The 13,541-nt window shown below is 59.8% G+C and carries 12 protein-coding genes and 2 pseudogenes; 5 read left to right on the top strand and 9 right to left on the bottom strand.

The features are described from left to right. Positions 1-9: 9 nt before the first annotated feature. Positions 10-1,248, bottom strand: a complete 1,239-nt coding sequence (locus tag C9E91_RS05095) for an extracellular solute-binding protein (protein ID WP_107107289.1) — start codon at positions 1,246-1,248, stop codon at positions 10-12. Positions 1,249-1,468: 220 nt separating this feature from the next. On the opposite strand from C9E91_RS05095, the gene C9E91_RS05090 reads away from it, so the two are divergent. Beyond that, entirely contained in the window at positions 1,469-2,668 is a 1,200-nt protein-coding gene (locus C9E91_RS05090) for an ROK family transcriptional regulator (RefSeq protein ID WP_107107288.1), read from the top strand. A 35-nt stretch (positions 2,669-2,703) separates the two neighbouring features. On the opposite strand, the gene C9E91_RS05085 is transcribed toward C9E91_RS05090, so the two are convergent. The 8 genes and pseudogenes from C9E91_RS05085 to C9E91_RS05050 form a co-directional block, all read right to left on the bottom strand. Beyond that, the gene (locus C9E91_RS05085) at positions 2,704-3,039 is read right to left on the bottom strand and encodes a potassium channel family protein (protein ID WP_107107326.1); all 336 of its coding nucleotides are present in this window, start codon (positions 3,037-3,039) and stop codon (positions 2,704-2,706) included. Between the two features lie 81 nt (positions 3,040-3,120). Beyond that, positions 3,121-3,453 carry a hypothetical protein gene (locus C9E91_RS05080; protein WP_107107287.1) on the bottom strand — a complete coding sequence of 111 codons (333 nt, stop codon included), beginning with the start codon at positions 3,451-3,453 and terminating at the stop codon, positions 3,121-3,123. A 110-nt stretch (positions 3,454-3,563) separates the two neighbouring features. Further along, a complete protein-coding gene (gene cax / locus C9E91_RS05075; RefSeq protein ID WP_107107286.1) occupies positions 3,564-4,709 on the bottom strand; it encodes a calcium/proton exchanger in 1,146 nt (381 codons plus the stop codon). A gap of 223 nt (positions 4,710-4,932) precedes the next feature. Beyond that, a pseudogene (locus C9E91_RS19945) lies at positions 4,933-5,122 on the bottom strand (acetyl/propionyl-CoA carboxylase subunit alpha); the annotation flags it as partial. A gap of 85 nt (positions 5,123-5,207) precedes the next feature. Next, on the bottom strand, positions 5,208-5,738 hold the full coding sequence (locus C9E91_RS05065) for a sarcosine oxidase subunit gamma family protein (protein WP_107107285.1): 531 nt from the start codon (positions 5,736-5,738) through the stop codon (positions 5,208-5,210). A 15-nt stretch (positions 5,739-5,753) separates the two neighbouring features. Further along, positions 5,754-8,717 (bottom strand): sarcosine oxidase subunit alpha family protein, encoded by a 2,964-nt coding sequence (locus tag C9E91_RS05060; protein WP_107107284.1) that lies wholly within the window; start codon positions 8,715-8,717, stop codon positions 5,754-5,756. After that, positions 8,714-8,986 (bottom strand): sarcosine oxidase subunit delta, encoded by a 273-nt coding sequence (locus tag C9E91_RS05055; protein WP_107107283.1) that lies wholly within the window; start codon positions 8,984-8,986, stop codon positions 8,714-8,716. The genes C9E91_RS05060 and C9E91_RS05055 overlap by 4 nt, the downstream gene beginning before the upstream one ends. Before the next feature lie 23 nt (positions 8,987-9,009). Beyond that, positions 9,010-10,260, bottom strand: coding sequence for a sarcosine oxidase subunit beta family protein (locus C9E91_RS05050; protein ID WP_107107282.1), 1,251 nt, complete (start codon positions 10,258-10,260; stop codon positions 9,010-9,012). 89 nt (positions 10,261-10,349) lie between these two features. Here C9E91_RS05050 and C9E91_RS05045 point away from each other — a divergent pair, with 89 nt between their 5' ends. The 4 genes and pseudogenes from C9E91_RS05045 to C9E91_RS05030 form a co-directional block, all read left to right on the top strand. Beyond that, positions 10,350-11,342: a GlxA family transcriptional regulator gene (locus C9E91_RS05045; RefSeq protein WP_107107281.1), complete on the top strand. Its 993-nt coding sequence runs from the start codon at positions 10,350-10,352 to the stop codon at positions 11,340-11,342. Positions 11,343-11,379: 37 nt separating this feature from the next. Beyond that, the gene (locus tag C9E91_RS05040) at positions 11,380-12,051 is read left to right on the top strand and encodes a helix-turn-helix domain-containing protein (protein WP_181316011.1); all 672 of its coding nucleotides are present in this window, start codon (positions 11,380-11,382) and stop codon (positions 12,049-12,051) included. A gap of 272 nt (positions 12,052-12,323) precedes the next feature. Continuing rightward, positions 12,324-13,229 (top strand): class II glutamine amidotransferase, encoded by a 906-nt coding sequence (locus C9E91_RS05035; RefSeq protein ID WP_107107280.1) that lies wholly within the window; start codon positions 12,324-12,326, stop codon positions 13,227-13,229. Positions 13,230-13,286: 57 nt separating this feature from the next. Beyond that, a pseudogene (locus tag C9E91_RS05030) lies at positions 13,287-13,541 on the top strand (protein GlxC); the annotation flags it as partial.

Genomic DNA, 13,541 nt, shown 5'->3' with positions numbered 1-13,541 from the left:
GCGGCGGCATTAGAGACCGCTGTTATCGGCAGCCGATTTCAAAGCGTCTTCCGGCGAGGACTGACCGAGCAGCGATTCCTGGATCGCCTGCTGAAGTGCTGTCGAAAGCTCCTGATATTTCGGTGTCGTCGGGCGCGGGTACATGGCTGCAAGGCCGACCTTTGCCGCGGCGATCAGTTCTTCCTGCCCCTTGGTGACGGCCGGGTCCTCGTAGGAGGATGCCCAGATCGGCAGGCTGAGCTTTGCATATTGGTTTTGCGTCGGCTGCGAGGTCATGAAGCTGATGTATTTCCAGGCTTCGTCCGGATGCTTACTGGCTGCGGTGATGCCAAGGCCCATCGAACCGTTCACGGCGGAGGCGTCGCTCTTGCCCGCTACGCCCGGCGCCGGCACGACACCGACCTTGCCGGCCACTTTGCTGTCCTTCGGATCGTTCGCCATATTGTACATGTAGGTCCAGTTCAGCGCGAAAGCGGCATCGCCGTTTTCGAAGACCTTGCGGACGTCTTCTTCCAGGAATTCCTTGGAGTTCGGATTGGTCAGGCCGGATTTATAGCTCGAAACCATATACTTCAGGGCATCAAGGCCGCCGCCCGTCTGGAAGGCCGGCTTGCCGTCCTTCAGGAAGTCACCCTTATAGGCGCTGACGAGCGTCGTGTAATCGCAGATCGCGGCTTCGGCCTGTGACCAGCTCCAGGCGATCGGCGTTGCCAGCAGCCCCTTGTCCTTGATGGTCTTTGCCTGTTCGGTGAGTTCGTCCCAGGTCTTCGGCGGGTTCTTGATGCCGGCTTTTTCCAGGATTTCCTTGTTGTAGAACAGATACTTGGTATCGAGAATCCACGGCATGCCGAAATATTTGCCGTCATATTGCACGGTGGTCCAAGCGCCGGGCAGTACGCCCTTTTTCATGTCGTCGGTGATGCGCGAGGACACGTCGACGAGCACTTTGTTCGTCGCATATTCGGCCGGCCAAATCACGTCGAAGAGGACGACGTCATAGCCGCCGCCTGAGCCCTGTGCCAGCACGGTCTTATCGTGCAGGCCTTCATAGGGAACGAATTCGAGCTTGACCTTGATATCGGGATTAGCCTTGGTAAAGGCGTCGGTCATGGCGCGCACGTCGGCTTCGCTATAGGCGGCCTGCGCCATGAAAAGCGCGTTGATCGTCGTTTCGGCCAATGCATGCGATGCAAAAGACGCGCCGATCAGCGCGGCGCCAAACAACGTCTTGCTTAGGGATTTCAACATTCCACCCTCCAGTTTTTGACTTTCACGCGATTTCCGATGGCGGCTCTCACCGCGACCGGTTGTTAAAAAGCAGCCGGGAGCCGGATGTCCGACTCTCGGGTCATCGTCGGGCCACTGCCGGCCCATTTGTTCCCACGAAACTCTTCGGTTTCTCATTAAGTCAATTGTCTTGACTTAATTACTTCTTCAATATTCTACTGGTGTCAAGAGGGAATTGCACATGAACGATAGCCGCCCGATCCGGGCCAAGAGCGGCACCAATCACGAAGGCACCAGCGCTCATAACCGACGCGTTATGATCGATGCTCTGCGCGTCAATGGAGCGCTTTCACGGGCGGATCTGGCGCGCGCCACCCGGCTGACCAAGCAGACGGTTTCCAACATCATCGACGAACTTGAGCGCGATGGTCTCGTGGCATCGCGGCAGACGGTGCGCAATGGCCGCGGGCAGCCTTCGACGCCCTACGCTCTGGTCCCGGAAGGTGCGTTTGCGATCGGCCTTCAAATCGACCGGCATATGACGAGAGCGATTGCCGTCGATCTCATTGGAAATGTGCTGGTGCGGCTGGAGGCGAAGCTTCCCTCGGGTGGACCGACGACAGGCGCCAAGGTCATTCTCGACCTTGTCGCGGATGTTCGGCAGCAATTGGCAGTGGTCGCGCCGCAATCCGAGGAGAAGCTGGTCGGCCTCGGGGCGGCGATGCCAGGTCCCTTCGGCCTTGCCGGCAACGGCGACGATCCCTGGATGATGGAGGCCTGGCAGAAGTTTCCCTTGCTTGAAACCCTTGCCGTTGGCACCGGTCTTAATGTCAGCATCCAAAACGATGCCGCCGCGGCGACGATTGCCGAGCGAATGGTAGGCGCCGCGCACGGGCTGGATCATGCGGTTTGCCTCTATGTCGGCTACGGCATCGGTGCCGGCCTTGTTCTCGGCGGCGAGCTCTATACCGGCGCGAACGGCAATGCCGGCGAAATCGGCATGGCCTTGCTCGCCGTCGGAGGCAAGTCGACGCCCCTCGAACATCGCGCGTCGCTGGCATCACTCTATCAATATCTATCGCTCGATCCGGCCGATCCGGATCTTTATGCCAAGATCCATGATCTCGTATCGGCCGACGATCGCAGGATCATCGAATGGATCGAAGCGGCCGCCTCCGATCTCAGATGGAGCGTGCATTTGATCGAAACCATCTTCGATCCGCAGACCGTCATCCTATGCGGCAGCGCACCACGGATTCTGGTGGACCGGCTCATCACAGCCATGGGTTCGTTGCTGCCCTCGATCGCCGAGCGTCGCGATCGGACCGTTCCACGCTTACAGATCGGCATGGCCGACCCCTGGTCCGTCGCACTCGGAGCTGCCGCCGGACCAATCAGCCGTGAATTCGATCCGCGCTATGCTGCGATCTTGAAAGACTAGCTGTCGGTGCTGGTCAGCGGACAGCCAACCGCAACTCAAGAGCCGCCGGAAGCATCATCCCGTTCTACTCGATCGCGATCTACTGCATTGAGTGCCTGAACACTGACGGCGGCAACCAGGCCTGTCAGAATGATGCCGGAAAGACCGATCATAAGAGCCAATAGCCGCGCTACAGTGTGCTTGGGCGCAAGATCGCCGTAGCCGATCGTAAGCCCCGTGACGAAGGTGAAATACAGGGTTTCCCCGAGCCGCCAATCCTCGATCTGTCCGATGACCATGCCACATCCGATCATGACAATAAGCATTCCCGAAAAGATCGGCCACAATATGCGAACCTGCTGGAAGAGCGCGGCGAAAAACAGTCTTCTCATTCCCTTCGTTTGAGACCGTTTACCTCCCGCCATAGGCTCCTGCCTTTCGATTTATGGTCCTCGCAAACAGGGTGGCACTGTTCAGTCGCCGGGACCATCATAGTCGTGGTCGTCGTCGAATGCGGATGGATCGACCACGGCGATCAGGAAGACGCGCCAGCTTTTGTCATCTTCATCGGATGAAGAGGAGGCCGCAGCGGCGCGTCTGGTTTGCCAGATCTCGAGCTCCCTGGGGTTCGGTTCCCGCAGCCGCATTTTTGAAACACCGTCCCATAGCGAGCGGCCTTGATTTTGGAGAATGCGTAGGTCCCGCAGGAGCAGCGTGTCTGCGAGCCGCGTCGTTGCCTCGACATCGTTCGCCGCTTCGAACGCCAGGACGCCACGCCCGGAAATTTCGGCCACATAGAGGCTCATCTTCGATCCCTTGTCTGGTTGTAAAAAGGCATGCGAAGCGCAGGCGCTGATACTGTGGAGGTCGCAAGCGACTTTTCTGACTGTGCCCCTCCATAAGTGGTGCCGTTAGATTAAGACGGAGTTGCCGGAGGCAAGACAAACAACGTAAACGCAAAGATGGCATAAAGCGCCAGGGCCATGACACCCGCGTACCAGGCTCCACGACCACCATTGGACAAAAGAGCCGCCGCCATTGCGGCGACGACCATCATCGTGACGGCACCCCGCCAGAACTGAAGCGTCATGGGTTCAGGGCCGATGAAATAGCTGACAAGCACCAAAATCGGCGCGACGAAGAGGGCGATCTGAACCGCACTGCCCAACGCGACCCCGACACTGAGATCCAGACGATTTGCGCGGGCGGCCGAAAATGCGGTTGTCATTTCCGCTGCCGCGCCCACCAGAGCGACGACGATGAAACCTACGAAGGCCGGCGTCATTCCCAGCTGCTCGGCGGCGACCTGGACCGATCCCACGAAGATCTCGCTAACCAGCGCGACCAGCAGCGTGACGACGACCAGCATGACTATGCTCAGTTTTACCGGCCACAGCTTTTCGTGTTCTTCGGCATGGCTGACGCTGGCGAAAAGCTCTCGGTGCGTCCGCAGCGAAAACAACATGCCCAGCGCATAGACAACGATGAGAATGATGGCCAATCCCAAGCTCAGCTTCTGGGAAACGGCGAGCGCGGGTGGCTGATCCACTTGGCTGATCAGCGAGGGAACCAGGACGGCGATCGTCGCCAGGAACAATAGGCAGGCCTGGAACCTGGCGTTGATCCGGTTAAATTCCTGAAGGTGATACTTCAGACCTCCGAACAGGAAGGCGCCGCCCAGCATGAAGAGGGTGTTGGTCACAATCGCACCCGCTATCGACGCCTTGACCAAGAGGTATTGACCGGCCTGGAGAGCCGCGAGCGATATAACCAGTTCGGTCAGATTGCCGAGGGTGGCGTTGAGCAAGCCACCGACGGCATCTCCGGTTTTGGCGGCGACCGCCTCGGTGGCGCGGCTGAGCAGTGCCGCCAAAGGAATGATCGCCAGGACCGACATAACGAAGAGCAGCGTGTGCGCTTCGGGGGAAAACCGTTCCAGAAGGATCACGACCGGCACGAATATGATGAGCGCGAGAATCGGCGTCTGACGAATTTCGTTCACAACAGTGCTTCCCACTGAAGACGACGACGCCACCGACGGTTTTTCCTGAATAGTGCCCATGACCCAGGCCCCGGCATGGAATGACCACGGGCTAAAATACCACCTTTCCCGGTCGATGTCGCGGCCGCCGGTGAATGGCTTTTGGTGTGGTTAGACATATCGGCATTCAGAGTCTCGGCCAGCGGTATTTGCCGCTCACTACCACATATTGACCGCCCAGCCGGCGGGTCCGGTTGGCAAGCGTGCCTGATATCAGCGTTTTGCGGCTTTCGGGGCTCCTCGAATATTCGTCGAGCGCGTTGGCCATCGCTGCGATCGCCTCATGCCGCGTCGGTGCCCGGGTGCAGAGCTTAGCGATCATCGGATCATAGTACATCGAGATCTCGCCGCCCTCATAGACGCCGGTGTCACGATCCACGCCCATCCAAGCCTCGGTGAAGCCCTGCAGGAGGCGAGCCTCGCGGCACTCGGCCACGCCAACCATGTCTGACGGTTTGTCGGATCTAGTCTTCAGCTTCGGGTCCGCTCACGCGGCTTAGAGAGGTGTAACTGGTACTCCTAACTGAACTCCACACTCATTCGCGCCAGATCGTCCCAAAGACTTTCGGCAAAGCCTCGGAGTACGATCAGTTCAAATGCCTCTTCCTCTGTGCGCGTCAGATATACGGCAATATGACCGACGAGGGTCGTCGTTGACTGTCCAACTGAAAATTCGGCGAGTGCAAAATCCACGGCAGTGCCCTTGGCGAGAACACGCGTTGCCATGGAACCGCGGATGGCAATCCGCCCGCGCCCGTGGCTCTGATCCACTACATCCGCTTTGGGTTTCAATATCGCCTTCAGGTCATTCAGTTCAGCAAACGGGAACGGCGCGGCGCTGACCGCAAACCATTGCCCCGGAGACAAAGTGCGAAGCGAGAGACCTGCGGCTTTGGCTTCCGCATCGAGTGCGGGGGCCTTCGGACTGGAGGTATTGGCCAGCAGATGCAGAACCGTTCCTTCAGGAAGCGCTTCGATATGCACGCCAGATCGAGAGATCGGCGGTCGGCCAGCCAATGCGGGGCGAAGCGTGACGCGGAATTCGGACATCAGATATCTCCCGGTTTAGACATGTAGCTTTTCATTGGCGGGATCGTAGAAGACTGGACTGCACAATCGGGCGGGCGTGAATTCGCCGCGCAGACCATTCCAGACCAGCACTTCTTCTCCATGGCGTTCTGAACCGCGGCGCACGAGGGCGAGGCCGATGGTCGAGCCAAGATGCGGCGAATAGCAGCTTGAGCTCACATAGCCCTGATCGTTTTCCAGCGTCGGAGCCGCACCTTTCTCCAGAATATGTGAGCCGGTGCGGAAGCTTGTTGCCTCATCGAGTGGCACCACCCCAACAAGCTGTTGGCGTTGCGGGTCGTTCAACCCTTTGCGCTCCAGCATCCGTTTGCCGATGAAATCCGGTTTCGTAGCCGAGACCATCTTCGCGAAACCGAGATCGCCCGGCACGACAGTACCGTTGATCTCGTTATGGGTGACATGGCCCTTCTCGATACGCAGCACGGACAGGGTCTCGACGCCGTAGGGCTGGATGCCGTGGTCGGCGCCGGCCTCCGTGATCGCGTCGGCTACGGCCTCTCCATAACCCGCCGGCACGGCCAGCTCATAGGCCAGTTCGCCGGAGAAGGAGATGCGGAACAGCCGGCCATGCACCTGGCCACCGAGGAGCGAAACCTCCGATGCGGCCAGGAAGGGAAAGGCGTCGTTAGAAATATCGGCATCAACGATACGTTCGAGGATCGCTCGCGATTTAGGCCCGGCAATTGCCATCTGTGCCCACTGGTCTGTGACCGAGGCAAGCCGGACGTCGAGTTCCGGCCACAGCGCCTGCGCGCAAAATTCCAGATGATTCATGACGCCTGCGGCATAGGCCGTCGTCGTGGTCATGAAGTAGCGGTTCTCATCGAGGCGGCTCGTGGTGCCGTCGTCATAGATCATGCCGTCTTCGCGCAGCATCAGACCGTAGCGGGCCTTGCCGACCGGCAGCTTAAGGAAGGCATTGCAATAGACCCGGTTGAGAAATTCGGCCGCATCCGCGCCGGTGATCTCGATCTTGCCGAGCATCGAGACATCGCAAAGACCGGCGTTGAGGCGGACGTTTCTGACTTCTCGGTCAACGCTTTCGCGCCAGCCGGTTTCGCCCGCACGCGGGAACCAGGCGGAACGATACCAGAGGCCGGTTTCGACAAAGATTGCGCCGTTCTTCTTCGCCCAGTCGTGCAGCGGCGATTTGCGCACCGGCTGTAAATGGCTGCCATGCGAGGGGCCGGTCAGCGCACCGAAGGAAACTGGCGTGTAGAACGGCCGGAAGGTGGTCGTGCCGACCTCGGCGGGGGAAATGCCGCGGGCTTCCGCGAGCAGGGCGATGGTATTGATATTGGAAAGCTTGCCCTGATCGGTCGCCATGCCATTGGTTGTGTAGCGCTTGGCAAGCTCCACATGACCATAGCCTTCCTGCACGGCAAGATGGAGATCCTTGCGGTGGACGTCGTTCTGGTAATCGACGAAGGCCTTGCCGCGCACGCCCGGTATGGTCCAGAGCGGCTTGGCCGGCGGCGACGAGATCTCGCCGGAGACGGCGCCGAAACCGGGCTTGGCGGCGGCAAAGCCGAGTTCCACCGCAATGGCCGCGCCCTTTGCAGCGCCATCTTCCAAACAGGCCGCCAAACCATCGATGCCGGCAGCGGCACCCGCCAGAGCCAATCCCTTCAGACCCGAGGGGGCTAGGAAAGCCGAGAGCTCATCGGACCATTGCGGCTTGCCGCCGCGATGGCAGGCGAGGTGAATGACCGGGCTGAAACCGCCGGACATCGCGAGCGCATCGACCTTCAGCGATTCACTGCCGCTGCGGCTATCAATTGTGATGCCGGACAGCACCTTGCCGCCGGTGGCATCCCTGACGACCGCGCCCGAAACGATCCGGGCTCGGCCCGTGTAGGCGGAAGGTGTGGCCGCGCGGCTGTCGATAATCGCCGTCGGTACGATGCCGGCAGCTTCGAGATCCTGCGCCAGCGCATAACCACTGTCGTTGGTGGTGAAGATCGCCACCTGGCGGCCGGGCGCAACGGCGTAGCGGTTGAGATAGCTGCGCATCGCGCCTGCCATCATCACCCCCGGGATATCGTTGCCGCCGAAGACGAGCGGGCGTTCTTCGGCGCCGGTGGCGAGCAGCGCCCGCTTGGCGACGATGCGCCAAAGACGCTCGACGGGAAGCTTGCCGGACGGGATGGCGATATGTTTCTGAACGCGCTCGACGGCGCCGAAGACATTGCCGTCATACCAGCCGAAGACCGTGGTACGCGGCATGACCGTGACATTCGGCAGGGCAGCGAGTTCGGCCAGCACGTCCTTCACGAAGGCCTGCGCCTTTGCTCCGCCGATCGCCGCAGTTTCCGACAACAGGCCGCCACCCGGCTGCGCATGTTCGTCGGCTATGATCACCCGCGCGCCGGCACGCCCTGCTGAGAGCGCTCCAGCAAGGCCGGCGGCGCCGGCGCCGACGACCAGCAGGTCGCAATGTGCCCAGCTTTTCTCATAGGCATCCGGGTCGGCTTCGTAGGTCGCGCGGCCGAGACCGGCGGCGCGGCGGATGAAGGGTTCGTAGAGCTTTTCCCAAAGGCCCGCCGGCCACATGAAGGTCTTGTAGTAGAAGCCGGCGCCGAGGAAAGGCGACAAGAGGCTGTTCAGCGAGCCGATGTCGAAATCGAGCGACGGCCAGCGGTTCTGGCTTTTCGCTTCCAGCCCCTGGTAAAGCTCCTGCATCGTTGCGCGTGTGTTGGGCTCGGTGCGTCCGCCCTGGCCGATCGTCATCAGCGCGTTGGGCTCGGCGGCACCGGCGGTCAGGATGCCGCGCGGGCGATGGTATTTGAAGCTGCGGCCGACCAGCAGGCGGCCGTTCGCCAGCAGCGCCGATGCGAGGCTGTCACCCTCGAAGCCCTGCATGCGCTGGCCGTCGAAGGAAAAGGAGAGGGGTTTGCTGCGTTCGACAAGTCCGCCGGCGGGAAGGCGATGAGGGGTCATGCGGTCACCTCGCGGCGCAGGGCTGCATCGCGGCTTTCGAAAATCTCATGGGTTGCGGTGTCACGGGTAACTACCAGCCAGCGACGGCAGCCGGAGGTGTGGTGCCAATATTCCTGATAGGCGCCGCGCGGATTGTCGCGCAGATAGACATAGTCGAACCAGGTTTCCCCGTCTGCTTCGGGCGAGGGGCGGCTCAGCGCGGCACCCTTGACGGTGAATTCTTCCTTGGGTCTTTTGCCGCAATGCGGGCAGGCGACGAGGCTGGCCATTTCGGTGTCCTTGCTACTGCGGATCAGTGCAGATTGGGTTGGGCGCCCTGGCCCTTTTCGTCGATCAGATAGCCGCGCTCGAAACGGTCGAGGCGCATCTGCCGCGTGGTGGGATGCGGCGTGTCCTTGGCCAGCAGATGGGCGAAGCAGAAGCCGGAAGCGGGCGTGGCCTTGAAGCCGCCATAGCACCAGCCGGCATTGAGATAGAGGTTGCCGATCGGCGTCTTGTCGATGATCGGCGAACCGTCCATCGACATGTCCATGATGCCGCCCCAGGAGCGCAGCACACGGACGCGCGACAGCGCCGGGATCATCGCCTTGCCGGCTTCCGCGACATGCTCGACTGTCGCGAGATTGCCGCGCTGGGCGTAGGAATTGTAGCCGTCGATATCGCCGCCGAAGACGAGGCCGCCCTTGTCGGACTGAGACACGTAGAAGTGTCCTGCGCCGAAGGTGCAGACGCAATCGATAAAGGGCTTCAGACCCTCGGAGACGAAAGCCTGCAGCACATGGCTTTCGATCGGCAGTTTCATGCCGGCCATCTCCGCGACGCGGGACGAGTTGCCCGCCGCCGCCAGCGCCAGCTTGCCGCAGCCGATGAAGCCTTTGGTCGTCTCGACGCCGACCACGCGGCCGTTTTCCTGGCGGATTCCGGTCACTTCGCAGTTCATGACGATGTCGACGCCCCGGCTGTCGGCGCCGCGTGCATAGCCCCAGGCGACGCCGTCATGACGTACTGTGCCGCCGCGGCGCTGCAGAAGCCCGCCCTGGATCGGGAAGCGGGCATTGTCGAAGTCGAGGAAGGGCAGCATCGCCTTGATGGCGGCGCGGTCGAGAAGGTCGGCATCGACGCCATGCAGCCGCATGGCATTGCCGCGCCGCGTATAGGCATCGCGCTGCGCATCCGAGTGATAGAGGTTTACCACACCGCGCTGCGACACCATGGCGTTGAAATTGAAATCCTGTTCGAGCCCTTCCCAGAGCTTCATCGAAAGTTCGTAGAAGGGGTTGTTGCCTTCCAGCAGGTAGTTCGAGCGGATGATTGTCGTGTTGCGCCCGACATTACCGGAGCCGATATAGTTCTTTTCAAGCACGGCAACGTTGGTGATGCCGAATTCCTTGGCGAGATAGTATGCGGTAGCGAGACCGTGACCGCCGCCACCAACGATGATGACATCGTAATGTGGCTTGGGCTGCGGCTCGCGCCATGCGGCGCCCCAGGTGCGGTTGCCCCGCAAGCCCTTCAGTAAAATGGATAGAGCCGAATATTTCATGTCCCGATCTCACGTTGATATCGATTGACCTAACATGCCTTTCATCGCAATTATTGCTGTAGAAGGACGTATTTCATGTGTTTTGGGACATGACCGACAAAAGCATGACACAAAGGATCGGGTTCGTACCGGTCCGCAATTTCGCTCTCATGAGCTATGCCTCGGCGACCGAACCATTGCGGGCGGCCAATCTCATCTCTGGAAGCCCTTTGTACGAGGTTGTTCCACTTTCGGTGAATGCAGCTTCAGTAAGCTGTTCGGCGGGCTTTGACCTGAAATGTCAGGACTTGGCCGAAACGGGAGACACCTTTCACACCATCTTCGTCTGCGCGGGCGGTGGTCCTGCAGACTGGGCCGGGGCAGATAGTCTTTATCCCCATCTGCGGAAGCTCGCTCGACAGGGTGTGAAGATTGGCGCGATTTCGAGCGGAGCCTATATGCTCGCAGCCGCCGGCCTCCTTGATCATCATGAATTTACGATCCACTGGGAACATGCCGCATTGTTGCGCGAGACGTTTCCTCACCTCACACCAAGACAGACGAGATTTGTTATCGACGGAGCACGAATCACGTGCGGCGGCGGCGTGGCACCATTGGATATGATGCACGCCCTCATCACCGATCGTATGGGAGCCGATTTCGCACGGCGAGTGAGCGATTGGTATCTTCACACAGCGGTTGGAGATTCGGTGGATCCTCAGAGAGGTTCATCCGCCGAACGGTTTGGGACCCATCACCGCGTCCTTCTTTCCGTGTTGGAGAAGATGGAGATCTCCATAGAAAACCCTCTTAGCCGGGACGCGATGGCGACGTGGGCGGGCGTGAGTACCCGTCACCTGAACCGACTGTTTATCGAGCATCAGGATACGACCTTTTCCAGCGCCTACCGTGCGATACGTCTGAAGCATGCCCGGCGATTGATAGAGCAGAGTGCCTTGTCGGTCTCACAAGTTGCCTTTGCGACGGGATTTTCCAACGCCGCACAGTTCTCGAACGCCTTCACAGCATTCTTTGGCTTGCGCCCCAAGGATGCACGACGTGCAGCGAAGACTGCACGAAGCGCAGAATATGCTTTAGAGTAAGATCTGAGAATCCAACGACGCGGAAAGCGACGCATAAATGACTGCAGAAAAACTCGCGGAAGCGATGGCCGTAAAACACTGGCTTGATCAAAATCCCCACGCTGTCCGTGAACCACGTGAAAACAATCTTGAGCTGGCTATCGGCCACGCTGTCAAGGAGTGCCGTAAGAAGCTGAACATCACCATCGCGGATCTGGCGAGCGCAACGGGTGTTTCATCCGGAATGCTCTCGAAGATCGAACGCGGCAACATCTCCCCCTCGCTCGGCACTTTGCAATCTCTGTCCAAGGCGCTCGGCGTGCCGATCACGACCTTTTTTCGCGGATACGAGGAGCCACACAAGGCTACGTTCGTGAAGTCGGGGCAGGGGCTGAATATCGAGCGAAGAGGCACGCGTGCTGGCCACCAGTATAGCCTGCTTGGACATATCGATAACAACACAACCGGCGTTTCGGTTGAGCCCTATCTCATCACGCTGACGACAGCGTCGGATGTTTTCCCGACATTCCAGCACGATGGGATGGAGTTCCTTCATATGCTCGAAGGTCGAGTTGTTTATCGGCATGGCGACCAGCTCTATGACATGGAGCCGGGGGACAGCCTTTTCTTCGACGCTGACGCTCCGCACGGACCGGAACAGCTCGTTCAGCTTCCATGCCGTTATCTTTCGATCATTTCCTATCCAAACAAAGCTGGCAGCGAAGCCTGACCGGCTTCTGGCCTGTCGAATTGCGCAGACATCGCGGCCTTTGGCATCCTTGTAGAGCCAAAGGCCGCTGCTTTTGCGCGCCGATTTCCCTGAATGTATTTCCAGTGCGTCCACTCAATGGGCATTTGCCCCATTTTGCCGCGCATCTTTTACGCATTCTGCCCATCGCCTAACCAAAATGTTTCTTCTTACGAACATTTAGTTCTTCCGAGTTGATCTAGGATAATCTGCGTGCTAGCTGTTTCTCCATCAACTGAACGGAGGCACACGCTATGTGCGGCATTGTTGGACTGTTCCTCAAGGACAAGAGCCTTGAGCCTCAGCTTGGAAATCTGCTCTCGGATATGCTGATCACCATGACGGATCGCGGACCGGACTCGGCTGGCATCGCAATCTATGGCGGTTCTGCTGAGGGCAGGGCGAAAATTACCGTCCAGTCCGCCAATCCGGGCGTGGACTTCGAAGGCCTTGCTGGTGACCTTGAGAAGGCGGGCATTAGAGCCGATGTGTCGATCAAGAGCACGCATGCGATCATCGAGCTGGAAGCATCCATGCTCGGAAATGTACGCAAAGTGCTCGAAGAGATCCGCCCGGCAGTCCGTCTCATGGGATCGGGCGAAAGCGTCGAGATTTATAAGGAAATCGGTCTTCCAAAAGACGTCGTGGCGCGGTTCGACGTCCGTGCGATGAGCGGAACCCACGGCATCGGGCATACCCGCATGGCGACTGAATCCGCCGTCACCACGCTCGGCGCCCACCCGTTCTCGACCGGCGCCGACCAGTGCCTCGTGCACAACGGCTCGCTGTCCAACCACAACAACCTGCGCCGCGAGCTGGTACGCGAAGGCATGACCTTCGAGACGCAGAACGATTCCGAAGTCGCCGCCGCCTATCTGACGGCCGAAATGGCCAAGGGCAAGGATCTCGGCCAGGCGCTGACCGGTGCGCTCGACGATCTCGATGGCTTCTTCACCTTCGTTGTCGGCACCAAGTCCGGCTTCGGCGTGGTGCGCGACCCGATCGCATGCAAGCCTGCCGTCATGGCCGAAACAGACCAGTATGTCGCCTTCGGCTCGGAATATCGCGCGCTGGTCAACCTTCCCGGCATCGAGAATGCCCGTGTCTGGGAGCCGGAGCCGGCAACCGTTTACTTCTGGGATCACGACAAGGCCGCCTGAGGGACGCCTGAAAAGGAGGAGCCGGCTCAGACCGTCTCCCGGAACAATGAGGATTCAATGCCCACATTCGATCTTTCCAACACCCCTCTTCGCGAGTTGAACAGCGCGCTGCATGCCCTTTCCAAAGGTGCGAACGATACGGAATTCGAAGTCATCAACCCACGCGGCAGTCATGCTGTTGCCGTTGGCATCGACAGCCCCGTTACGGTCGCTGTCCGAGGATCAGTCGGCTACTACTGCGCCGGCATGAATGACGGCGGCAGGGTGACGGTTCATGGGTCGGCCGGTCCGGGCGTTGCCGAAAACATGATG

The organism is Rhizobium sp. SEMIA4064, assembly GCF_003025035.1.
Taxonomy (GTDB): domain Bacteria; phylum Pseudomonadota; class Alphaproteobacteria; order Rhizobiales; family Rhizobiaceae; genus Rhizobium; species Rhizobium paranaense.
The sequence above is the reverse complement of the archived record's forward strand: the minus strand, read 5'-3'. Positions and strand labels throughout refer to the sequence as shown.

Bases quoted from the DNA above. Each gene is read 5' to 3' on its own strand.
- C9E91_RS05095 (WP_107107289.1), bottom strand. From the start codon at position 1,248: ATGTTGAAATCCCTAAGCAAGACGTTGTTTGGCGCCGCGCTGATCGGC.
- C9E91_RS05090 (WP_107107288.1), top strand. From the start codon at position 1,469: ATGAACGATAGCCGCCCGATCCGGGCCAAGAGCGGCACCAATCACGAA.
- C9E91_RS05085 (WP_107107326.1), bottom strand. From the start codon at position 3,039: ATGAGAAGACTGTTTTTCGCCGCGCTCTTCCAGCAGGTTCGCATATTG.
- C9E91_RS05080 (WP_107107287.1), bottom strand. From the start codon at position 3,453: ATGAGCCTCTATGTGGCCGAAATTTCCGGGCGTGGCGTCCTGGCGTTC.
- cax (WP_107107286.1), bottom strand. From the start codon at position 4,709: ATGGGCACTATTCAGGAAAAACCGTCGGTGGCGTCGTCGTCTTCAGTG.
- C9E91_RS05065 (WP_107107285.1), bottom strand. From the start codon at position 5,738: ATGTCCGAATTCCGCGTCACGCTTCGCCCCGCATTGGCTGGCCGACCG.
- C9E91_RS05060 (WP_107107284.1), bottom strand. From the start codon at position 8,717: ATGACCCCTCATCGCCTTCCCGCCGGCGGACTTGTCGAACGCAGCAAA.
- C9E91_RS05055 (WP_107107283.1), bottom strand. From the start codon at position 8,986: ATGGCCAGCCTCGTCGCCTGCCCGCATTGCGGCAAAAGACCCAAGGAA.
- C9E91_RS05050 (WP_107107282.1), bottom strand. From the start codon at position 10,260: ATGAAATATTCGGCTCTATCCATTTTACTGAAGGGCTTGCGGGGCAAC.
- C9E91_RS05045 (WP_107107281.1), top strand. From the start codon at position 10,350: ATGACCGACAAAAGCATGACACAAAGGATCGGGTTCGTACCGGTCCGC.
- C9E91_RS05040 (WP_181316011.1), top strand. From the start codon at position 11,380: ATGACTGCAGAAAAACTCGCGGAAGCGATGGCCGTAAAACACTGGCTT.
- C9E91_RS05035 (WP_107107280.1), top strand. From the start codon at position 12,324: ATGTGCGGCATTGTTGGACTGTTCCTCAAGGACAAGAGCCTTGAGCCT.